20 protein-coding genes and 2 tRNA genes are annotated in these 20,963 nt (G+C 65.2%); 1 reads left to right on the plus strand and 21 read right to left on the minus strand.

Translation table 11 applies throughout. The features are described 5' to 3' along the window. From V3328_RS24415 to V3328_RS24485, 15 genes are all read right to left on the minus strand, one after another. Window positions 1-1,512, minus strand: a complete 1,512-nt coding sequence (locus V3328_RS24415; protein ID WP_340332349.1) for an NADH-quinone oxidoreductase subunit M — start codon at window positions 1,510-1,512, stop codon at window positions 1-3. Then, entirely contained in the window at window positions 1,512-3,551 is a 2,040-nt protein-coding gene (nuoL, locus tag V3328_RS24420) for an NADH-quinone oxidoreductase subunit L (RefSeq protein ID WP_340332350.1), read from the minus strand. Before nuoL ends, V3328_RS24415 begins: the two co-directional genes overlap by 1 nt. A 7-nt stretch (window positions 3,552-3,558) precedes the next feature. After that, window positions 3,559-3,867 carry an NADH-quinone oxidoreductase subunit NuoK gene (gene nuoK, locus V3328_RS24425; RefSeq protein ID WP_340332351.1) on the minus strand — a complete coding sequence of 103 codons (309 nt, stop codon included), beginning with the start codon at window positions 3,865-3,867 and terminating at the stop codon, window positions 3,559-3,561. A gap of 2 nt (window positions 3,868-3,869) precedes the next feature. Then, a complete protein-coding gene (locus V3328_RS24430) occupies window positions 3,870-4,478 on the minus strand; it encodes an NADH-quinone oxidoreductase subunit J (protein WP_340332352.1) in 609 nt (202 codons plus the stop codon). An 89-nt stretch (window positions 4,479-4,567) separates the two neighbouring features. Then, window positions 4,568-5,059 (minus strand): NADH-quinone oxidoreductase subunit NuoI, encoded by a 492-nt coding sequence (gene nuoI, locus V3328_RS24435; RefSeq protein WP_340332456.1) that lies wholly within the window; start codon window positions 5,057-5,059, stop codon window positions 4,568-4,570. A gap of 20 nt (window positions 5,060-5,079) precedes the next feature. Next, window positions 5,080-6,102: an NADH-quinone oxidoreductase subunit NuoH gene (nuoH, locus tag V3328_RS24440; RefSeq protein ID WP_340332353.1), complete on the minus strand. Its 1,023-nt coding sequence runs from the start codon at window positions 6,100-6,102 to the stop codon at window positions 5,080-5,082. Further along, the gene (nuoG, locus tag V3328_RS24445) at window positions 6,095-8,197 is read right to left on the minus strand and encodes an NADH-quinone oxidoreductase subunit NuoG (protein WP_340332354.1); all 2,103 of its coding nucleotides are present in this window, start codon (window positions 8,195-8,197) and stop codon (window positions 6,095-6,097) included. Before nuoG ends, nuoH begins: the two co-directional genes overlap by 8 nt. Continuing rightward, window positions 8,194-8,538 carry a pentapeptide repeat-containing protein gene (locus V3328_RS24450; protein WP_340332355.1) on the minus strand — a complete coding sequence of 115 codons (345 nt, stop codon included), beginning with the start codon at window positions 8,536-8,538 and terminating at the stop codon, window positions 8,194-8,196. The genes nuoG and V3328_RS24450 overlap by 4 nt, the downstream gene beginning before the upstream one ends. Before the next feature lie 5 nt (window positions 8,539-8,543). Next, window positions 8,544-9,845 (minus strand): NADH-quinone oxidoreductase subunit NuoF, encoded by a 1,302-nt coding sequence (nuoF, locus tag V3328_RS24455; protein ID WP_340332356.1) that lies wholly within the window; start codon window positions 9,843-9,845, stop codon window positions 8,544-8,546. A 3-nt stretch (window positions 9,846-9,848) separates the two neighbouring features. Then, window positions 9,849-10,925 carry an NADH-quinone oxidoreductase subunit NuoE gene (nuoE, locus tag V3328_RS24460; RefSeq protein ID WP_340332357.1) on the minus strand — a complete coding sequence of 359 codons (1,077 nt, stop codon included), beginning with the start codon at window positions 10,923-10,925 and terminating at the stop codon, window positions 9,849-9,851. After that, window positions 10,925-12,115, minus strand: coding sequence for an NADH-quinone oxidoreductase subunit D (locus tag V3328_RS24465; RefSeq protein WP_340332358.1), 1,191 nt, complete (start codon window positions 12,113-12,115; stop codon window positions 10,925-10,927). Before V3328_RS24465 ends, nuoE begins: the two co-directional genes overlap by 1 nt. Further along, entirely contained in the window at window positions 12,108-12,548 is a 441-nt protein-coding gene (locus V3328_RS24470) for a GFA family protein (RefSeq protein WP_340332359.1), read from the minus strand. The genes V3328_RS24465 and V3328_RS24470 overlap by 8 nt, the downstream gene beginning before the upstream one ends. After that, window positions 12,545-13,174 carry an NADH-quinone oxidoreductase subunit C gene (locus V3328_RS24475; RefSeq protein WP_340332360.1) on the minus strand — a complete coding sequence of 210 codons (630 nt, stop codon included), beginning with the start codon at window positions 13,172-13,174 and terminating at the stop codon, window positions 12,545-12,547. Before V3328_RS24475 ends, V3328_RS24470 begins: the two co-directional genes overlap by 4 nt. Before the next feature lie 31 nt (window positions 13,175-13,205). Then, entirely contained in the window at window positions 13,206-13,787 is a 582-nt protein-coding gene (locus V3328_RS24480) for a NuoB/complex I 20 kDa subunit family protein (protein ID WP_340332361.1), read from the minus strand. Then, window positions 13,778-14,143 carry an NADH-quinone oxidoreductase subunit A gene (locus V3328_RS24485; protein WP_340332362.1) on the minus strand — a complete coding sequence of 122 codons (366 nt, stop codon included), beginning with the start codon at window positions 14,141-14,143 and terminating at the stop codon, window positions 13,778-13,780. Before V3328_RS24485 ends, V3328_RS24480 begins: the two co-directional genes overlap by 10 nt. Window positions 14,144-14,413: 270 nt before the next feature. Here V3328_RS24485 and V3328_RS24490 point away from each other — a divergent pair, with 270 nt between their 5' ends. Then, window positions 14,414-15,025: a hypothetical protein gene (locus tag V3328_RS24490; protein ID WP_340332363.1), complete on the plus strand. Its 612-nt coding sequence runs from the start codon at window positions 14,414-14,416 to the stop codon at window positions 15,023-15,025. Window positions 15,026-15,073: 48 nt separating this feature from the next. On the opposite strand, the gene V3328_RS24495 is transcribed toward V3328_RS24490, so the two are convergent. From V3328_RS24495 to clpP, 6 genes are all read right to left on the minus strand, one after another. Further along, window positions 15,074-15,150: transfer RNA gene (locus V3328_RS24495), tRNA-Asp, on the minus strand. A 195-nt stretch (window positions 15,151-15,345) separates the two neighbouring features. Beyond that, window positions 15,346-15,421: transfer RNA gene (locus V3328_RS24500), tRNA-Val, on the minus strand. 132 nt (window positions 15,422-15,553) lie between these two features. Then, window positions 15,554-15,826: an HU family DNA-binding protein gene (locus V3328_RS24505; protein ID WP_340332364.1), complete on the minus strand. Its 273-nt coding sequence runs from the start codon at window positions 15,824-15,826 to the stop codon at window positions 15,554-15,556. Window positions 15,827-15,991: 165 nt separating this feature from the next. After that, a complete protein-coding gene (gene lon / locus V3328_RS24510) occupies window positions 15,992-18,418 on the minus strand; it encodes an endopeptidase La (RefSeq protein ID WP_340332365.1) in 2,427 nt (808 codons plus the stop codon). 253 nt (window positions 18,419-18,671) lie between these two features. Continuing rightward, window positions 18,672-19,940, minus strand: a complete 1,269-nt coding sequence (clpX, locus tag V3328_RS24515; RefSeq protein WP_340332366.1) for an ATP-dependent Clp protease ATP-binding subunit ClpX — start codon at window positions 19,938-19,940, stop codon at window positions 18,672-18,674. Window positions 19,941-20,186: 246 nt separating this feature from the next. Further along, complete coding sequence (gene clpP, locus V3328_RS24520) at window positions 20,187-20,834, minus strand: ATP-dependent Clp endopeptidase proteolytic subunit ClpP (protein WP_340332367.1); 648 nt, start codon at window positions 20,832-20,834, stop codon at window positions 20,187-20,189. Between the last annotated feature and the right edge of the window lie 129 nt (window positions 20,835-20,963).

The following is a 20,963-nucleotide window of genomic DNA, read 5'->3' on the forward strand; positions in this document are numbered from 1 at the left end:
TCAGTTTGCCAGCGCGGCCAGGCTGGAGGCCTGTTCGACGGCCGCCTGGTAGTGCGTTACGAGGTTGTCGACCGATACGGCGGTCACGTCGAGGATCGGCATCGGGTAGACGCCGAACAGGATGGTCAGGACGACGAGCGGCGCGAGAATGACGATCTCCCGGGTCGAGAGGTCCTTGATCGATTTCAGGTTCTCCTTGTCGAGCGAGCCGAAGATCACCCGGCGGTAGAGCCACAGCGCATAGGAGGCCGAGAGGATCACGCCGGTCGTCGCGAACACGGCAACCCACGTGTTGACCTCGAAGGCCGACAGCAGCGTCAGGAACTCGCCGACGAATCCGGTCGTGCCGGGCAGGCCGACATTCGCCATCGTGAAGACCATGAACGCCAGCGCATAGAGCGGCATCCGGTTCACCAGGCCGCCGTAGGCGGCGATCTCGCGGGTATGGAGCCGGTCGTAGACGACGCCGACGCACAGGAACAGCGCGCCCGAGACGATGCCGTGCGACAGCATCTGGAAGATGCCGCCCTGCACGCCCTGCACCGTGCCGGTGAACACGCCCATCGTCACGAAGCCCATATGGGCGACCGAGGAGTACGCGATCAGCTTCTTCACGTCGGTCTGCATGAGCGCGACCAGCGAGGTGTAGATGATCGCCACCACCGACAGCGTGAACACGAACGGCGCGAACATGTCGGATGCCGAGGGGAACATCGGCAGCGAGAAGCGCAGGAACCCGTAGCCGCCCATCTTCAGGAGGATCGCGGCCAGGATCACCGAGCCGGCGGTCGGCGCCTCGACGTGCGCGTCCGGCAACCACGTGTGCACCGGCCACATCGGCATCTTCACCGCGAACGAGGCAAAGAAGGCGATCCACAGCCAGGTCTGCATGCCGGCCGGGAAACCGTATGTCAGCAGCGTCGGGATGTCGGTGGTGCCCGATTCCCAGTACATCGCCATGATGGCGAGCAGCATCAGCACCGAGCCGGTGAACGTGTAGAGGAAGAACTTGAAGGCCGCGTAGACGCGCCGCTTGTGCCCCCAGATGCCGATGATCAGGAACATCGGTACCAGGCTGCCCTCGAAGAACAGGTAGAACAGCACCAGGTCCAGCGCCGTGAACACGCCGATCATCAGCGTTTCCAGCACCAGGAAGGCAATCATGTATTCCTTCACCCGGACATCGATCGCCTTCCAGCTCGCCAGGACGCAGGCGGGCATCAGGAAGGTCGTCAGGATGACGAACAGCATCGAAATGCCGTCGACGCCGAGGTAGTAGCTGATCGAGCCGCCGAGCCACTCCCGCTTCTCGACGAACTGGAAGTCCGGCGTGGTCGGGTCGAAATATATCCAGATCAGCAGCGACAGCAGGAACGTGATCACCGTCGTCCACAGCGCCACGAACCGGGCGTTGCGCACGGCCGTCTCGTCGTCGCCGCGGATCGCGAAGATGAACAGCGCTCCCAGCAGCGGCAGGAACGTGATGACGGAGAGGATCGGCCAACCGGTCATCAGTTCACTCCCCCGGCGAACATGTACCAGGTGATCAGCGCCGTGATGCCGATCAGCATCGCGAAGGCGTAGTGATAGAGATAGCCGGTCTGCAGCCGCACGACGTAGCGCGTCACATCCAGCACCCGCGACGACACACCGTCAGGCCCGAAGCCGTCGATCAGCCAGCCGTCGCCCTTCTTCCACAGGAACCGGCCGAGCCACTTGGCGGGGCGCACGAACAGGAAGTCGTAGATCTCGTCGAAGTACCACTTGTTGTAGAGGAACTTGTAGAGCACGTCGAACTGGCGGGCGAGCGCCGGCGCCGACGCCGGGCTGAAGATGTAGAGATACCACGCCGCCGCGAGCCCCAGCAGCATCATCAGCGTCGGCAGCCATACGATGGCGAACGGGACGTTGTGCATGTCGTGCAGGACGTGGTTCTCCTCGCCCAGGTAGATCGCACCGCGCCAGAAGCTGTCGTAGTCGGCGCCGATGAAGAAGGACTTGAAGGCAAGCCCGGCCCCCAGCGCCCCGACCGACAGCACCAGCAGCGGCACCAGCATCACCCACGGCGATTCGTGGACGTGGCTCAGCACCTCCGCCGACGCCCGCGGCTTGCCGAAGAAGGTCATGAAGATCAGCCGCCAGGTGTAGAACGCGGTCAGCAGCGCCGCGATCGTGGTCATGCCCCAGGCGTAGCCGGCCATCGGGTTGTGGGCGACGTAGGTCATCTCGATGATCGCGTCCTTGGACACCCAGCCGGCCGTCAGCGGGAACCCGGTCAGCGCCAGGCTTCCGATCACCATCGTCCAGAAGGTCACCGGGATCCGGCTGCGCAGGCCTCCCATCTTGCGCATGTCCTGCTCGTCGGACATGGCGTGGATCACCGAACCCGAGCACAGGAACAGCAGCGCCTTGAAGAAGGCGTGGGTGAACAGGTGGAAGATCCCGGCCGAATAGGCGCCCACGCCCAGCGCTGCGAACATGTAGCCGAGCTGCGAGCACGTCGAGTAGGCGATGACGCGCTTGATGTCGTTCTGGACCAGCCCGATCGTGGCGGCGAAGAAGGCCGTCGTCGCACCGATGAAGGTGACGAAGGTCAGCGCCGTCGGCGACAGTTCGAACAGCGGCGACAGGCGGGCCACCATGAACACGCCTGCGGTCACCATCGTCGCGGCGTGGATCAGGGCGGAGACCGGCGTCGGGCCCTCCATCGCGTCCGGCAGCCAGGTATGCAGCAGGAACTGGGCCGACTTGCCCATCGCGCCCATGAACAGCAGCAGGCAGACGACGGTCAGCGCGTCGTAGTTGCCGCCGAAGATGTGCAGCGAGCGGCCGCTGGCGTCGGCCGCATTGGCGAACACCGCGTCGAAGCCGATCGAGCCGTACAGGACGAAGACGCCGAAGATCCCCAGCGCGAAGCCGAAGTCGCCGACCCGGTTGACCACGAACGCCTTGATCGCCGCCGCATTTGCCGACGGACGCGTGTACCAGAACCCGATCAGCAGATAGGAGGCCAGGCCGACGCCCTCCCAGCCGAAGAACATCTGCAGGAAATTGTCGGCCGTCACCAGCATGAGCATGGCGAACGTGAAGAACGAGAGGTAGGCGAAGAACCGCGGCCGGTGCGGGTCGTGCGACATGTAGCCGATCGAGTAGACGTGCACGAGGCACGACACCGTGTTGACCACCACCAGCATGACCGACGTTAGCGTGTCGATGCGGAACGACCAGTCGACCGACAGGGATCCCGACACCACCCACGGCAGTACCTGGACCTGGATATCCCCGTCGTTCATTCCGACGTCGAAGAAGGCGACCCACGACAGGATCGCCGAGACGATCAGCAGCGCAGTGGTGATGAGTTCGGCCGCCTGCGAACCCTGCGCGGCCTCGTGATGACCCGCGGCGGCATGGGCATGGCCGTTGCCGTGCGTTCCGCTGCCGCCGGCGTGCATGTCGATGCCGCCGGGATTGCGCGCGTGTGCACCGAGAACCGTGATGATTCCGGCAATGATGGCGCCGATCAGCGGCAGGAATACGATCGCCGAATACATCCGCCGCTCAGCCCTTCATCATGTTGACGTCCTCGACCTCGATCGAGCCGCGGTTGCGGAAGAATACCACCAGGATGGCAAGCCCGATGGCAGCCTCGGCGGCGGCCACGGTGAGGACGAAAAGCGCGAAAACCTGGCCGACGATGTCGCCCAGATGCGTGGAGAACGCCACCAGGTTGATGTTCACCGCCAGCAGCATCAGCTCGATCGACATCAGGATGACGATCACGTTCTTCCGGTTCACGAAGATGCCGAGAATCCCCAGCGTGAACAGGATCGCGGCGACCGCGAGGTAGTTTTCCAGACCGATCGCCATGTTCAGATCCCCTTGCCGCTCTCGACCTGACGGACCTCGATCGCCGTTGCCGGGGTGCGGGCGACCTGGGCGGCGATCGACTGGCGCTTGACGTTCTCCTTGTGCCTCAGCGTCAGGACGATCGCCCCGATCATCGAAACCAGAAGCACAAGTCCGGCCATCTGGAAGAGGAAGACGTAGCGCGTGTAGAGCACTTCGCCGATCGCCTGGATGTTGCTGACCTCCATGTCCGCCGGCACCGCCGCGACCGCCGGCACGTCAGGGGAGACCGCCCATCCCGTCAGCACGAGCACGAGTTCGACGAGCAGGATGAAGGCGATCAGCGCGCCGACCGGCAGATAGTTCAGGAAGCCCTCGCGAAGCTGCACGAAGTCGACGTCGAGCATCATCACGACGAACAGGAACAGCACCGCCACGGCGCCGACATAGACGACCACCAGGATCAGCGCCAGGAACTCGGCGCCCATCAGGATGAAGAGGCCGGCGGCGTTGAAGAAGGCGAGAATCAGGAAGAGCACGGAATGCACCGGATTGCGGGACGCGATAACCATCACCGCGGAGGCGATCATCACCGCGGAAAACAGATAGAAGAATGCGGTCGCGACGATCATCGTCAGGCAGGTCCCCCGGGGGCGGGCCGCAGGCCGGTATTCCGGCGCGCGCGGCCTTAATAGAACGGTTCCAGATACGCGTCTACCGCTCAGCGGTAAGGCGCATCGAGCTCGATACTCTTGGCGATTTCGCGCTCCCAGCGATCCCCGTTCGCCAACAGCCGGTCCTTGTCGAAGTACAGTTCCTCGCGGGTTTCCACGGCGAATTCGAAGTTCGGTCCCTCGACGATCGCATCGACCGGGCAGGCCTCCTGACAGAAGCCGCAATAGATGCACTTGACCATGTCGATGTCGTAGCGGGTCGTGCGCCGCGTGCCGTCGTTGCGGCGGGGGCCGGCCTCGATGGTGATGGCCTGGGCGGGACAGATCGCCTCGCACAGCTTGCAGGCGATGCAGCGCTCCTCGCCGTTCGGATACCGTCGCAGCGCATGTTCGCCGCGGAAGCGCGGCGAGATCGGCCCCTTCTCGAACGGATAGTTCAGCGTCGCCTTCGGCTTGAAGAAATATCGCATCGCCAGGAAGAACGCCGAGACGAACTCCGTCAGGAAGATAGAGCGTGCGGCCTGATCGAGTCTGGCCATCATTCAAACCTCATTTTCATTCACGGCGCCAGGCCGCCGAACTGCAGCACCGCAGCCACGGCGACAACCATGAACAGCGAAATAGGGAGAAACACCTTCCAGCCAAGACGCATCAGCTGATCGTAGCGATAGCGAGGCACCATGGCCTTGACCATCGCGAACATGAAAAAGACGAAGCAGACCTTGATGACGAACCAGATGATGCCCGGGACCCAGGTGAAGGGCACCACCTCGAACGGCGGCAGCCAGCCGCCCAGGAACAGGATCGTCGTGAGGGCGCACATCAGCGTGATCGCGACATATTCGCCCAGCATGAACAGCAGGTACGGCGTCGAGGAGTATTCCACCATGTAGCCGGCGACCAGTTCCGATTCGGCCTCCGCAAGGTCGAACGGCGGCCGGTTCGTCTCCGCCAGGGCGGAGATGAAGAAGATCACGAACATCGGCAGCAGCGGCAGCCAGAACCAGCCGAACAGCCCCCACGTGCCGCGCTGCGCCTCGACGATGGCGGTCAGGTTCAGGGACCCGACGCACAGCAGGACCGTGATCAGCACGAAGCCGATCGAGACCTCGTAGGACACCATCTGGGCGGCCGCGCGCAGCGCCGACAGGAACGGATACTTCGAGTTCGACGCCCAGCCGCCCATGATCACGCCGTACACGCCCAGCGACGAGATGGCGAAGATGTAGAGGATGCCGAGGTTGATGTCGGCGATCACCCAGCCCGAATCGAGCGGGATGACGGCCCACGCCGACAGCGCCAGGATACAGGTCACCAGCGGCGCCAGCAGGAATACGCCCTTGTTTGCGCCGTCCGGTATGATCGGTTCCTTGAAGACGAACTTGAGCAGATCCGCGAACGATTGAAGTAGCCCGAAGGCGCCGACGACGTTCGGCCCGCGGCGAAGCTGGACGGCAGCCCAGATCTTGCGGTCGGCAAGTAGCAGATAGGCGATCACCACGAGCAGGCAGACGAGCAGCAGCAGGCTCTGCGCGATCAGGATGATCAGTGGCCAAAGCCAGGTCCAGAAGAACTCACCCATGGGTGCCGGTCGCCTCCCCTCGCCGCGCCCGTGCAAGTGCGCTCATCTCCGCCATGACGGCCGAGGCCCGCGCGATCGGGTTGGTCAAATAGAAATCGCCGACCGCGGCGACGAACGCCGCCTTGTCCACGTTGCCGGGTGACGCGGCCAGTGCGGCGACGTGTTCGGCGGGAGCGGGCTCGACGGTGTCGAGCCGGGCGAAATGCGGGTGCGCCTGGTAGAGCGCGGAGCGGAGCTGGGCCAGCGTGTCGAACGGCAGCGGCTTGCCCAGCACGGCCGACAGGGCGCGCAGGATCGACCAGTCCTCGCGGGCGTCACCGGGCGGGAACCCTGCCCGGTTGGCGAGCTGCACACGGCCTTCGGTGTTCACGTAGGTGCCTGATTTCTCGGTGTAGGCGGCGCCGGGCAGGATGACGTCGGCGCGATGCGCGCCGCGGTCGCCGTGCGTGCCCTGGTAGATCACGAACGGACCCGCCGGCACCTCGATCTCGTCGGCGCCGAGCAGGAACAGCACCTCCATGCCGCCGGCGAGCATGCCGGCCACGTCCTTGCCGCCCTCGCCCGGCACCAGGCCGAGGTCGAGGCCGCCTACGCGCGCCGCCGCTGTGTGCAGCACGGCAAGGGCGTTCCAGGGCTCCTCGCCCTCGCCTGCCGGCGCCCCGGTGTCGGCGGCGATCTTCGCGGCCCGCGCCAGTATCGCCGCGCCGTCGGAGCGCGCCAGCGCTCCCTGGCCGACGATGACGATCGGACGCTTGGCGTCCGCCAGCACCCTGGCGAAGCTGCCGGCGCCATCGGCGATCTCGGAAAGCGTATCGGTGCCCGCGCCGAGATAGTCGTAGTCGTAGGTCAGGTCGGGCTGGTCGCCGAGCACGACGCCGACCTTCAGGGCGCCCGTCAGCCAGCGCTCGCGGATGCGCGCATTCAGAACCGGCGCCTCGTAGCGCGGATTGGAGCCGACGATCAGGATCGCGTCGGCCGTATCGATGCCGGCCACCGTCGGATTGAACAGGTAGGTGGCGCGCCCCGCCTTCGGGTCGAGCGCCGCGCCGTCCTGGCGGCAGTCGATCGAGGTCACGCCGAGCCCGGTCATCAGCTCGCGCAGGGCGTACATGTCCTCGACGCTGGCAAGATCGCCGGCGATGGCGCCGATCCTGTCAGGCGTCGTCGCGCCGATCCGCTCGGCGATCACCGCAAAGGCTTCCGGCCAGGAGGCCGCGCGCAGCTTGCCGTTCTCGCGGACATAGGGCCTGTCGAGCCTTTGTGTGCGCAGGCCGTCCCAGATGAAGCGGGTCTTGTCGGAGATCCACTCCTCGTTGACGTCCTCGTGGGTGCGCGGCATCACCCGCATCACCTCGCGGCCGCGCGTGTCGACCCGGATGTTCGAGCCGAGCGCGTCCATGACGTCGATCGATTCGGTCTTGCTGAGCTCCCAGGGCCGCGCCTGGAAGGCGTAGGGCCGCGACGTCAGCGCGCCGACCGGGCAAAGGTCGATCACGTTGCCCTGCAGCTCCGACGACATGGCGCTTTCCAGGTAGGTGGTGATCTCCATGTCCTCGCCGCGGCCGATCGCGCCGAGCTCCGGCACGCCGGCGACCTCGGTGACGAACCGGATGCAGCGCGTGCAGTGGATGCACCGCGTCATGATCGTCTTGACCAGCGGCCCGATGTACTTGTTCTCGACCGCCCGCTTGTTCTCGTGGAACCGCGAGGAATCGACGCCGTAGGCCATCGCCTGGTCCTGCAGGTCGCACTCGCCGCCCTGGTCGCAGATCGGGCAGTCCAGCGGATGGTTGATGAGTAGGAACTCCATCACCCCTTCGCGCGCCTTCTTGACCATCGGTGTCCTGGTCATGACTTCCGGCGGCTCGCCGTTCGGTCCCGGCCGCAGGTCGCGCACGGCCATGGCGCAGGAGGCCGCCGGCTTCGGCGGGCCGCCCTTCACCTCGACGAGGCACATGCGGCAGTTGCCGGCGATCGACAGGCGCTCGTGGAAACAGAATCGCGGGATCTCGACGCCCGCCGCCTCGCACGCCTGCAGGAGCGTGAACTCGGCGGGAACCTCTACTTCGGTGCCGTCGACGATGATCTTCGTCATGCTTCGTCCTTCGGCGCTTCGGCGGCTTTGTAGGCAGCAATCAATTCGGTGACAGGGATGCCGTCGATGGTCATGCCGTCATAGCGGCAATCGCTGATCGATGTGCCGGCGAGATTGGACTTCGACAGGCGGAGGCCCGACATGTTGACGTCGTTCACGCTCCAGCCCGACATGTTCAGGTCGTCGAACGAGCAGCCCGACAGATTGATGTCGTGATACCGGCCACCGGACAGGTTGACGTTCTCGAACGTGCATCCCGACAGGTTCACGTTGTCGAAGGTCGAGCCGGACAGGTCGCTTTTGCTGACGTCCAGCCGATGCTTTTCCTGGTGGATCCTCATCGCCCCTACTCCGCCGCCTCCAGGGCCGGCATCGGTTTCGCATTGGCGGCGTATTCGTCGATCCGCCGCTCGATCTCGCCTCGGAAGTGGCGGATCAGGCCCTGCACCGGCCAGGCCGCGGCATCGCCGAGAGCGCAGATCGTGTGGCCTTCGACCTGGTGGGAAACCTCCAGCAGCATGTCGATCTCGCGCTTCTGCGCCTCGCCGCGCGCCATGCGCTCGACGACGCGCCACATCCAGCCCGTCCCCTCCCGGCACGGCGTGCACTGGCCGCAGCTCTCGTGCTTGTAGAAGTAGGAGATGCGCGCGATCGCCCGGACGATGTCGGTCGACTTGTCCATGACGATGACCGCAGCCGTCCCCAGGCCCGACTTGAGCTCGCGCAGCGTGTCGAAGTCCATCGAGAGGTTCTGGCAGGCCTCGGCCGGAAGGCACGGCACCGACGAGCCGCCGGGAATGACGGCGAGCAGGTTGTCCCAGCCGCCGCGCACGCCGCCGGCATGCTTGTCGATCAGTTCGCGCAGCGGGATGCCCATCTCCTCTTCCACGTTGCACGGCGTCTCGACGTGGCCGGAGATGCAGAACAGCTTGGTGCCGGTGTTGTTGGGCTTGCCGAGGCCGGCGAACCAGGCGCCGCCGCGCCGCAGGATCTCCGGCACGACGGCGATCGACTCGACGTTGTTGATGGTGGTGGGGCAGCCGTAGAGACCGGCGTTGGCGGGGAACGGCGGCTTCATCCGCGGCATGCCCTTCTTGCCCTCGAGGCTCTCGAGCAGGGCTGTCTCCTCGCCGCAGATATAGGCGCCGGCGCCGTGATGGACGTAGATGTCGAAGTCCCAGCCGTTCTTGTTGTTCTTTCCGACCAGACCGGCTTCGTAGCACTCGTCGATGGCGGCTTCGAGATGCTCGCGCTCGCGGATGAACTCGCCGCGCACGTAGATGTAGCAGGCATGGGCGCGCATCGCGAAGGAGGCGATCATGCAGCCCTCGATCAGCTGGTGCGGCTCGAAGCGCATGATGTCCCGGTCCTTGCAGGTGCCGGGCTCCGATTCGTCGGCATTGACGACGAGGTAGTGCGGACGCTCGCCGACTTCCTTCGGCATGAACGACCATTTCAGCCCGGTCGGGAAGCCGGCGCCGCCGCGCCCGCGCAGGCCGGACGCCTTCATCTGCTCGATGATCCAGTCCTGTCCCCGGGCGATGATGTCGGCGGTTTCCGACCACGAGCCGCGCTGGCGCGCGCCCTTCAGGCCCCAGTCGTGCAGGCCGTAGATGTTGGTGAAGATGCGGTCCTTGTCGGAGAGCATCGCCTATGTCCTCTTTCCGGTCGGTGCGGAGGATGCCGCGCCGTCCTTGCCGGCCAGGTTGGTGGCCTGGACGATCCAGTCGTCCCGGTCGATCCGGCCCTTGAAGTTCAGATGGCCGTTGACCCACGCCACTTCAGCCGGCGTCCAGGCGGCGATCTGCTCGAAATGGTAGACGCCGATCGAGTGCAGCGTGCTCTCGATCCGGGGCCCGATGCCGGCGATCTTGGTGAGATCGTCGGGCTTGCCGTCGCGGGGTGCGTCGAGCCCGGGGGGCCTGGTCTCCTGCTCGGGCACGGCACCGGCGGTGCTTGAGTCCTCATCGGTATTCGACGCGGAGCGGGCCACTTCGGCTTCGGCCGTGTCTTCGCCGCTCGGCTTGGCGGCATACTCGTGGCGCGCCTTCGGCGTCGCCGGGTCGACATCCGCGTCCGGAGTGTCCACCTTCTCGGCCGCTGCTTCGCGCGTCGGCGTCGCCGGGCCGGGATCGCCCTTGAGCACCTTGGCGCCGCCGAGCGGCGCGGAGTAGTGCCGTCCGTTCTGGGGGCCCGGCGCAGGCGTCTCGCCGGCATCGAAGGCGTCGAGAATCGCCTCGAAGCTCTCCGCCGTCAGGTCCTCGTAGGTGTCCTTGAACACCTGGATCATCGGCGCGTTCACGCAGGCGCCGAGGCACTCGACCTCTTCCCAGGAGAACGCCCCGTCCTCGGAGACGTCGTGGGCGTGCTCGGCGATCCGCCTCTTGCAGACGGCGATCAGGTCGCCGGCCCCGCGCAGCATGCACGGCGTCGTCCCGCAGACCTGCACGTGGGCCTTCGTGCCGACCGGCCGCAGCTGGAACATGGTGTAGAAGGTCGCGACCTCCAGCACCCGGATGTAGGGCATGTCCAGCATGTCGGCGACATGCCGGATCGCCGGTTCTGAGACCCAGCCTTCCTGCTCCTGCGCCTTCCACAGCAACGGGATCACGGCCGAGGCCTGGCGGCCTTCCGGGTAGCGCTTGATGGCCTTTTCGACCCACGCGGCATTGTCCGCCGAGAAGGCGAAACCGTCGGGCTGCTCGTGCCAGAGACGACGCACGGACATCAGCGGTCAACCTCCCCGAAGACGATGTCGAGAGAGCCGAGCACCGCCGACACGTCGGCCAGCATGTGGCCGCGGCAGAGGAAGTCCATCGCCTGCAGATGCGCGAAGCCGGGCGCCCGGATCTTGCAGCGGTAGGGCCGGTTCGACCCGTCGGAGACCAGATAGACCCCGAACTCGCCCTTCGGCGCCTCGACGGCGGCGTAGACTTCGCCGGCCGGCACCTTGTAGCCCTCGGTATAGAGCTTGAAGTGATGGATCAGGGCTTCCATCGAGCGCTTCATCTCGCCGCGTTTAGGCGGGACGATCTTTTGGTCGGTCGAATGCACCGGCCCCTGTCCGCCTGCTGCCTGCAGCTTCTCCACGCACTGCTTCATGATGCTCGTCGACTGGCGCATCTCCTCCATCCGGATGAGATAGCGGTCGTAGCAATCCCCGTTCTTTCCGATCGGGATGTCGAACTGCATCTCCTCATAGCACTCGTAGGGCTGCGACTTGCGCAGGTCCCACGCCGCGCCCGAGCCGCGCACCATGACGCCGGAGAATCCCCATGCCCAGGCATCCTCGAGGCTGACGACGCCGATGTCGACGTTGCGTTGCTTGAAGATGCGGTTCTCGGTGAGCAGCCCCTCGATGTCGTCGCACAGCTCGAGGAACGGGTCGCAGAAGGCGCCGATGTCGTCGATCAGCTCGGGCGGCAGGTCCTGATGGACGCCGCCGGGCCGGAAATAGGCCGAATGCATGCGCGCGCCCGATGCCCGCTCGTAGAAGACCATGAGCTTCTCGCGCGCCTCGAAGCCCCACAGCGGCGGGGTCAGCGCGCCGACGTCCAGTGCCTGCGTCGTGACGTTGAGGAGATGCGACAGCAGGCGGCCGATCTCGCAGTAGAGCACCCGGATGAGCTGGCCGCGCCGCGGCACTTCGATGCCGAGCAACCTCTCCGTGGCGAGCGAGAACGCGTGCTCCTGGTTCATCGGCGCGACATAGTCGAGCCGGTCGAAATACGGCAGCGCCTGCAGGTACGTCTTGTACTCGATCAGCTTTTCGGTGCCCCGGTGAAGAAGCCCGATATGCGGGTCGACGCGCTCGACCACCTCGCCGTCGATCTCGAGCACGAGACGCAGGACGCCGTGCGCGGCGGGATGCTGCGGACCGAAGTTGATCGAGAAGTTGCGGACTTCCGCCTCAGGCATTCCCGGACTCCGGCTTGCCCGTCACCATGGCGATGAATTCCGGTCCGGTCATTTTTCGTGTCTCGTTGGCAAATGCATAGTTCGGCGGCTGCTCGTCGACGAATATCTCGCTGACGAAACGGAACTGGGCCGGATCGTCGAACGCCTGTGCCGAAACGGCGTACTCGGAGCCGTCCTGCATGCGCCAGAACAGCGTCGTTCCGCAAGTCTTGCAGAAGACCCTCTCGCCCCAATCCGACGAGACGTACACGCCGAGCTGGCTGTCGTCGTTCACCCGGACGCTGTTGCCGCACTCGACGGCCATGAACGCGCCGCCCGACCAGCGGCGGCACTTGCTGCAATGGCATACGCCCATCTCGTCGTGTTTGGGCGTCGCCTCGAAGCGCACCGCACCGCACAGGCACCGACCGGTCTTCATGGCTGCCTCGTTCACGATCCGCTTCCCTTGCCCGCCTTCTCGTCGCCGGGAAGCACGTAGTCGACGCCTTCCCAGGGCGACAGGAAGTCGAAGTTGCGGAATTCCTGGTTGAGTCGCACCGGCTCGTAGACGACGCGCTTCATCTCGTCGTCGTAGCGCACCTCGACGAACCCGGTCAGCGGGAAGTCCTTGCGCAGCGGATGGCCCTCGAAGCCGTAGTCGGTCAAGAGCCGCCGCAGGTCCGGATGGCCCGAGAACAGGACCCCGTAGAGATCGTAGGTCTCGCGTTCGAACCACAGCGCGCCCGGCCAGATTTCCGTGAGGCTTGGGACCGGCGTCACGTCATCGGTGCGAATCGTAATCCGGATGCGCTGGTTCTGGCGCGGGCTCAGCAGGTGGTACACGACGTCGAACCGCTGCTCGCGCTCGGGATAGTCGACGCCGCACGCGTCGATGAACGAGATGAACTGGCACCGCGCATCGTCGTGCAGGAACCGGCATGTCTCCAGCAGCATGCCCGGCGACACCGAGAGGTTCAGCTCGCCGAGCGCGACGGTCCAGTCGACGTTGTCGGGACCGAGAGCCTGGCCGATATAGTCGCCAAGCTCGGTCAGTGCCTCTTCGTTCAGCGCCAGGTCCATCCCGCTTCTCCAAACTCTGCCAACGGCGCCGTCAGCGCTCGATGGTTCCCGTACGCCGGATCTTCTTTTGCAGAAGCAGAACGCCGTAGAGCAACGCTTCCGCCGTCGGGGGACAGCCGGGAACGTAGACATCGATCGGCACCACGCGGTCGCATCCGCGCACCACCGAATAGGAATAGTGATAGTAGCCGCCGCCGTTCGCACAGCTGCCCATCGAGATGACGTAGCGCGGCTCCGGCATCTGGTCGTAGACCTTCCGCAGAGCGGGCGCCATCTTGTTGGTCAGTGTGCCTGCCACGATCATCACGTCGGATTGGCGCGGGCTCGCGCGCGGCGCGAAGCCGAAGCGCTCGACGTCGTAGCGCGGCATCGACACCTGCATCATCTCGACCGCGCAGCACGCCAGGCCGAAGGTCATCCACATCAGCGAGCCGGTGCGGGCCCAGTTGATCAGGTCGTCGGATGCCGTGACGATGAAGCCCTTGTCGGCGAGTTCCGCGTTCACCTCGGTGAAGAACGGATCGTCGGCGCCGACCGGACGTCCGGTCGCCGGATCGATGGCGCCGGTGGGCGTTTGCCCGACCAGCGGCTGGTCTCGGTGAATCAGTCCCATTCCAGGGCCCCTTTGCGCCATTCGTAGGCGAACCCGACGGTCAGCACGGCAAGGAACACCATCATCGACCAGAATCCGAACAGTCCGACTTCACTGAATGCGACGGCCCAGGGAAACAGGAAGGCGACCTCCAGGTCGAAGATGATGAACAGGATGGCGACCAGATAGAACCGCACGTCGAATTTCATGCGCGCGTCGTCGAACGCATTGAAGCCGCATTCGTAGGCCGACAGTTTCTCCGGATCCGGATTCTGGTACGCGATGACGAAGGAGGAAAACATCAGGGCGAACCCGATGACCGCCGAAATTCCAATGAACACCGCTATCGGCAGATATTCCTGCAGAATATCGGGCATATCTCCTCAGCTCCGTTCGCGGGCGCTGTCGGGGTGCGCCGCACAATTTCGCTCTCGCCGGTACGCTTAGCCCACGCTCCCCATGAGGGCAAGCGTCCGCGCCGGGAGATTCACTCCGTTCGCCCGTCGCCCTCGGCTATCGCTTTCCGTCTTCCCGCGTTCATGCATAAATAGTGTCGCGGCGAAAGGAAACCATGGCGCGACGGACCGCCCGAGCCGGGGCTCGGTGCCGAATCGCAGCCGCAGCAATAGCGTGCCGGGGGCGGGGTCGTGTCGGTTTGGAGAGTGCTTGCGCCGGCGGCGCTCGTTGCGGCCGGTACGGTGGCGGGATGCGTCGGGACCGACCGGCCGGTGCTGCCGACCGCCTATTCCTTCACGGATCCGGCCGCCCTGTCTGCCGCCGCGCTGCTGCCGGCACGCCCGAAGGCCGAGCGCGGGGATGCGGTGACGGGGTCGTATGCCGTCGAATTCCGTGCCCGTACCGGTCCCGACATCATTGGCCACAGCTATCTCGTCTTCGGCAGGCTCGGCGCCGCTGGAGACATCGTCGATCCGGTCCACACCGGCCTCTATCCCGACGACGTGACGGGCTTCGCCTTCGCCGTCGGCGGCGCCAGGGCAACCACGGAATCGGTGCCGCTGGATGCCGAGATCGCTCCCACTGTGGTGTATCGACGCGCCCTGACGGCGCGCCAGTACGAGCGCCTTGCCGCAGCAGTGGAACGAGCCCGCGGCGAACCGCCGGCCTGGAGCTGGGCGAACTACAACTGCAACACCTACCTGGCCGATCTCGCCCGCGAGATCGGGCTTGAGACGCCGGCAGGCAGCACCTGGACCGCGCCGACGCTGTTCGTCGCGCAGCTCAAGGCGCTGAACGGATAGCCTGCGAGGAGAACCCCGCGGCAGGGAATCGCGTGTATACGGGAGAATTGGCGGGAGTGACGGGACTCGAACCCGCGGCCTCCGGCGTGACAGGCCGGCGCTCTAACCAACTGAGCTACACCCCCACAGGCGCCTGACGTGCCGGTCGATGTCACCGGCCCTCAGCAGCGGGTCGCCACGACTTAAGTGACGGCCCGCGGCAAGTCAAGCGGGCCGATCGCCAATTGTCGGGGCGCATCGAAATAGGTCTGCGGCGCGCCGGTCGAACCGGCGCCGGCGGCCTCCTCGGCCGCAACGGCCATCGGAGCCGAGACAGGCGATGGTGGGCGGTGAGAGGATCGAACTCCCGACATCCACGGTGTAAACGTGGCGCTCTACCAGCTGAGCTAACCGCCCTGCCCGTCTGCGGGGTTTATCGCCGGAACGACCGGCATTCAAGCGGATATCCCCAATCGAAAAGCCCCGTGACGATTCCGGCACGGGGCTCTTCGCAATTCGTTCCGGTGGCGGCGCAGTCGCCGCCGCCCCTTACTTGACGGAGTCTTTCAAGCCCTTGCCGGCCTTGAACTTCGGCAGCTTGGTGGCCGGAATCTTGATCGGCTCGCCGGTCTTGGGGTTGCGCCCGGTAGAGGCCGCACGCTTCGCGACGGAAAACGTTCCGAAACCGGCCAGCTTGACTTCATCGCCGGACTTCAGGGCTCCCGAGATCGCGTCGAACACTGCGTCGACGGCACCGGCCGCCTGTGCCTTCGGTAGCTCGGTATCGTCGGCCACCTTCGCGATGAGATCTGCCTTGTTCACGGTCTTGTCCTTTCGTCCTGCGTTTCTATTGGTTGCATTCGGCGAATCGCGCCTCACTGCGGATTTTAGCGCCGAAGCCCGGAGAAATAAGGGTTTCTTGCCGCCGCATCTACAAAAAAGAAGCGCCCGCCTGAAGAGGCGGGCGCTCTCGGAACGCAGGTGTGGTCAGTGGGCCACGACGCCGGACTTCGCATCGCCCTCGGCGACGACCTGAGGAGCGGCGACCGGCTCCGACCACTCGATCGCTTCCGGCTCGCGGACCAGTGCCAGTTTCAGCACCTCGCCCAGCCGCGACACCGGAATGATCTCCAGGCCGCTTTTGAGGTTGTCGGGGATCTCGGCGAGATCCTTGGCATTGTCCTCGGGGATGATCACCCTCTTGATGCCGCCGCGAAGCGCCGCCAGCAGTTTCTCCTTCAGGCCGCCGATCGGCAGAACGCGGCCGCGCAGCGTGATCTCCCCCGTCATCGCCACGTCCTTGCGGACGGGAATGCCGGTCATCGTCGAGACGATCGCGGTCGCCATGGCGACACCCGCGGACGGCCCGTCCTTCGGCGTCGCGCCTTCCGGGACGTGGACGTGGATGTCGCGCCGGTCGAACAGCGGCGGCTCGATGCCGAAGTCCACCGACCGCGAGCGCACGTAGGCGGCGGCGGCCTGGATCGACTCCTTCATCACGTCGCGCAGGTTGCCGGTCACCGACATCTTGCCCTTGCCCGGCATCATGACGCCTTCGACGGTGAGCAGTTCGCCGCCGAATTCCGTCCACGCCAGGCCCGTAACGACGCCGACCTGGTCCTCGCGTTCGGCCTCGCCGAAGCGATAGCGGGGAACGCCGAGGAAATCGCCGAGGTTGGCTTCCGTGACCCGGATGTCCTTCTTCGACGTGACGATCAGTTCCTTGACCACCTTCCGCGCCAGCGTCGCCAGCTCCCGCTCGAGGTTACGCACCCCGGCTTCCCTGGTGTAGAGGCGGATGACGGTCAGCAGGGCCGCATCGTCGATAGCGAACTCCTTGCTCTTCAGACCGTGCTCGCGGATTGCCTTGGGCAGCAGGTGCCGCCGGGCGATCTCGACCTTCTCGTCTTCCGTGTAGCCGGCGATGCGGATGATCTCCATCCGGTCCATCAGGGCCGGCGGGATGTTCAGCGTATTCGCCGTCGTCACGAACATGACGTTCGACAGATCGTAGTCCACCTCGAGATAGTGGTCGTTGAAGCTGCCGTTCTGTTCCGGGTCGAGCACCTCGAGCAGAGCCGCCGACGGATCGCCGCGGAAATCGGCACCCATCTTGTCCACCTCGTCGAGGAGGAACAGCGGATTGGTGTGCTTGGCCTTCCGCATCGACTGGATCACCTTGCCCGGCATCGAGCCGATATAGGTGCGCCGGTGGCCGCGGATCTCCGCCTCGTCGCGCACGCCGCCGAGCGACACGCGGACGAATTCGCGTCCCGTTGCCCGTGCGATCGACTTGCCCAGCGACGTCTTGCCGACGCCGGGCGGGCCCACCAGGCACAGGATCGGGCCACGCAGCTTGTTGGCCCGCTGCTGCACCGCGAGGTACTCGACGATGCGGTCCTTCACCTTCTCGAGCCCGAAGTGGTCGGCGTCCAGCACCGCCTGGGCGTGACCCAGGTCCTTCTTGATGCGGGATTTCTTGCCCCACGGGATCGACAGCAGCCAGTCGAGGTAGTTGCGCACGACGGTGGCTTCCGCCGACATCGGGCTCATCTGGCGGAGCTTCTTCAGCTCGGCCATGGCCTTTTCGCGGGCTTCCTTCGAGAACTTGGTCTTGGCGATCTTGTCCTCGAGTTCGCCGAGCTCGTCGCGCCCCTCATCGGAATCGCCGAGCTCCTTCTGGATCGCCTTCATCTGCTCGTTCAGGTAATACTCGCGCTGCGTCTTCTCCATCTGACGCTTGACGCGGCTCCTGATCCGCTTCTCGACCTGCAGCACGCTGATCTCGCTTTCCATCAGCCCGAGCACCTGCTCCAGCCGGCCGGGGACGGACACCGTCTCCAGGATCTGCTGCTTGTCGGGGATCTTGACGGCCAGGTGCGAGGCCACCGTGTCGGCGAGCTTGGCGTAGTCGTCGATCTGCGTGACCGCGCCGAGCACTTCCGGCGAGACCTTCTTGTTGAGCTTCACGTAGTTGTCGAACTCGGACACCACCGACCGCGCCAGGGCCTCGACCTCGACGGGATCGCCTTCCTCTTCGGCGAGCGCAACGGCCTCGGCCTCGTAGTACTCGCTCTGGTCCGTGTAGCCGAGGATCTTCGTCCGCGACTGTCCCTCGACGAGGACCTTGACGGTGCTGTCGGGCAGTTTCAGCAGTTGCAGGACGGTCGCCATCGTTCCGACGTCATAGATCGCGTCGGTGTCGGGATCGTCGTCGCTGGCGTTCTTCTGGGTGGCCAGCAGGATCGGGCGTTCGGCCCGCATCACTTCCTCGAGCGCGCGAATGGACTTTTCGCGGCCGACGAAGAGCGGCACGATCATGTGTGGAAAGACCACGATATCGCGCAGCGGCAGGACCGGGTAGATGTCCTGCGACCCGGGTGTATCGATGATGCGCGGCTTCTCGTTGGCCATGTGCATTATCCTCTCGTTTGAGGCACTCAGCAGCGATGCGCCGGGGAGACGCGCACGTTATGCTGACCGGTAGGATTACTACGCATCCGGATCGCCTTTGGATCCGGACCGGCCGACTCGCTTTGCTGCGGTACCGTTCGTCGACCAATTAGGTGGCCACGCGCCCGAGCCAAGTCAAGTAGCGGGTCCGGCGCGCGCCGAAACCCGGGGCAGAACGGCCGGCGCGGCGCGCCGGCCTTGGGATTCGGGGAGATCAGGCGCTGCTTTCGACGTTCTTTTCCGCCCGGTCGGCGTAGATGTAGAGCGGCCGTGCATTGCCCTCGATGACATCGGGGCCCAGCACCACCTCCTCGACGCCGTCGAGGCCGGGCAGTTCGAACATCGTGTCGAGGAGGATCGCCTCCATGATGGACCGCAGGCCGCGTGCGCCGGTCTTGCGGTCGATCGCCTTGCGGGAAATCGCCTGGAGCGAGTCGAGCGGCAGCGCCAGTTCGACGCCCTCCATCTCGAACAGCCGCTGGTACTGCTTCACCAGCGCGTTCTTGGGCTCGGTGAGAATGCGCACCAGCGCCTCCTCGTCGAGGTCGTCGAGGGTCGCGATCACCGGCAGGCGGCCGATGAATTCGGGGATCAGCCCGAACTTCAGCAGGTCCTCAGGCTCGACGTCGCGGAAGATCTCGCCGGTGCGCCGGTCGTCGACCGACTTCACCTCGGCGCCGAACCCGATCGACGTCCCCTCGCCGCGGCTGGAGATGATCTTCTCGAGGCCCGAGAATGCGCCGCCGCAGATGAACAGGATGTTGGTCGTGTCGACCTGCAGGAACTCCTGCTGCGGGTGCTTGCGGCCGCCCTGCGGCGGAACGCTGGCGACCGTGCCCTCCATGATCTTCAGCAGCGCCTGCTGGACGCCCTCGCCCGACACGTCGCGGGTGATGGAGGGGTTGTCGGACTTGCGGCTGACCTTGTCGACCTCGTCGATGTAGACGATGCCGCGCTGGGCCCGCTCGACGTTGTAGTCGGCCGCCTGCAGCAGTTTCAGGATGATGTTCTCGACGTCCTCGCCGACATAGCCGGCCTCGGTCAGCGTGGTTGCGTCGGCCATGGTGAAGGGCACGTCGAGAATCCGCGCGAGCGTCTGCGCGAGCAGCGTCTTGCCGCAGCCGGTCGGGCCGATCAGCAGGATGTTCGACTTGGCCAGTTCGACGTCGTTCGACTTGGCGCTGTGATTGAGGCGCTTGTAGTGATTGTGGACGGCGACCGACAGCACCTTCTTGGCGTGCGACTGCCCGATCACGTAGTCGTCGAGAACCTGGCAGATCTCGTTCGGCGACGGGACCCCGTCGTTGGCCTTCACGAAGGAGTTCTTGTTCTCCTCGCGAATGATGTCCATGCACAGTTCGACGCACTCGTCGCAGATGAACACGGTCGGTCCCGCGATCAGCTTGCGCACCTCGTGCTGGCTCTTGCCGCAGAAGGAGCAGTAAAGGGTGTTTTTCGAGTCGCTGCCGCTGACCTTGCTCATTCGGTCACTCCGCTTCGCCCAAGGCCACCCGCCTTTGGCGCAATGCTTGCCGGGCCATGTGCCCCGCTTACTCCGGCATCACCGTCCCTCTCGGCAATACCACGAAAGATTGTTTATAGCCGCCCATCGGCATCGGGCCAATGCAACCATGCTAGGTAGCCAGAAATCAACAGACCATTAACGCTAACTCGATGCAAATGGTGCCGTTTCGTCCCGGCAGGCGCCCTACGCTCGCCGTCCCCGCCGTCACTCCGGCCCCTTGTCGCCGTTTGCGGCGGCAAGATCGGCGCGCTTCTCCATAACCGAATCGACGATGCCGAATTCCTTCGCCTCGTTGGCGGTGAGGAAATAGTCGCGGTCCAGGGTGCGCTCGATCGTCTCGTAGTCGCGCCCGGTGTGTTTCACGTAGATCTCGTTGAGCCGCCGCTTCATCTTGATGATGTCCTCGGCGTGGCGCTCGATGTCGGAGGCCTGGCCCTGGAAGCCGCCGGAGGGCTGATGCAGCATGATGCGCGCGTTGGGCAGCGCGTGGCGCATGCCGGCCTCGCCGCAGGCGAGCAGCAGCGAGCCCATCGACGCGGCCTGTCCGATGCACAGCGTCGACACCGCCGGGCGGATGAACTGCATCGTGTCGTAGATCGCCAGGCCGGACGTCACCACGCCGCCGGGCGAGTTGATGTACATGGCGATTTCCTTCTTGGGGTTTTCGGCCTCCAGGAAGAGAAGCTGCGCGGTGATCAGCGTCGCCATGTGGTCCTCGATCGGACCCGTCACGAAGATGATGCGCTCCTTGAGCAGCCTCGAATAGATATCGAACGCGCGCTCGCCGCGGTTGGTCTGCTCCACCACCATCGGCACCAGCAGGTTCATGTATGTATCGACAGGATCGCGCACGTCAGTCTCCCAATGTCATTCGCTCGCTCGAGGCCGCGTCATGGCCACGAAGCCACATACAGGAATGTGGCGATTCGCAGGGGGGATTGTTAGGTTCCCCCCGGTTATCGGGCCGATGGTCGCTTCCGG

Origin of the sequence: Microbaculum marinum (assembly GCF_037855135.1) — a bacterium.
In the GTDB taxonomy this organism is placed as follows: domain Bacteria; phylum Pseudomonadota; class Alphaproteobacteria; order Rhizobiales; family Tepidamorphaceae; genus Microbaculum; species Microbaculum marinum.

Bases quoted from the DNA above. Each gene is read 5' to 3' on its own strand.
- V3328_RS24415 (WP_340332349.1), bottom strand. From the start codon at position 1,512: ATGACCGGTTGGCCGATCCTCTCCGTCATCACGTTCCTGCCGCTGCTG.
- nuoL (WP_340332350.1), bottom strand. From the start codon at position 3,551: ATGTATTCGGCGATCGTATTCCTGCCGCTGATCGGCGCCATCATTGCC.
- nuoK (WP_340332351.1), bottom strand. From the start codon at position 3,867: ATGGCGATCGGTCTGGAAAACTACCTCGCGGTCGCCGCGATCCTGTTC.
- V3328_RS24430 (WP_340332352.1), bottom strand. From the start codon at position 4,478: ATGATCGTCGCGACCGCATTCTTCTATCTGTTTTCCGCGGTGATGATC.
- nuoI (WP_340332456.1), bottom strand. From the start codon at position 5,059: ATGGCCAGACTCGATCAGGCCGCACGCTCTATCTTCCTGACGGAGTTC.
- nuoH (WP_340332353.1), bottom strand. From the start codon at position 6,102: ATGGGTGAGTTCTTCTGGACCTGGCTTTGGCCACTGATCATCCTGATC.
- nuoG (WP_340332354.1), bottom strand. From the start codon at position 8,197: ATGACGAAGATCATCGTCGACGGCACCGAAGTAGAGGTTCCCGCCGAG.
- V3328_RS24450 (WP_340332355.1), bottom strand. From the start codon at position 8,538: ATGAGGATCCACCAGGAAAAGCATCGGCTGGACGTCAGCAAAAGCGAC.
- nuoF (WP_340332356.1), bottom strand. From the start codon at position 9,845: ATGCTCTCCGACAAGGACCGCATCTTCACCAACATCTACGGCCTGCAC.
- nuoE (WP_340332357.1), bottom strand. From the start codon at position 10,925: ATGTCCGTGCGTCGTCTCTGGCACGAGCAGCCCGACGGTTTCGCCTTC.
- V3328_RS24465 (WP_340332358.1), bottom strand. From the start codon at position 12,115: ATGCCTGAGGCGGAAGTCCGCAACTTCTCGATCAACTTCGGTCCGCAG.
- V3328_RS24475 (WP_340332360.1), bottom strand. From the start codon at position 13,174: ATGGACCTGGCGCTGAACGAAGAGGCACTGACCGAGCTTGGCGACTAT.
- V3328_RS24480 (WP_340332361.1), bottom strand. From the start codon at position 13,787: ATGGGACTGATTCACCGAGACCAGCCGCTGGTCGGGCAAACGCCCACC.
- V3328_RS24485 (WP_340332362.1), bottom strand. From the start codon at position 14,143: ATGCCCGATATTCTGCAGGAATATCTGCCGATAGCGGTGTTCATTGGA.
- lon (WP_340332365.1), bottom strand. From the start codon at position 18,418: ATGGCCAACGAGAAGCCGCGCATCATCGATACACCCGGGTCGCAGGAC.
- clpX (WP_340332366.1), bottom strand. From the start codon at position 19,940: ATGAGCAAGGTCAGCGGCAGCGACTCGAAAAACACCCTTTACTGCTCC.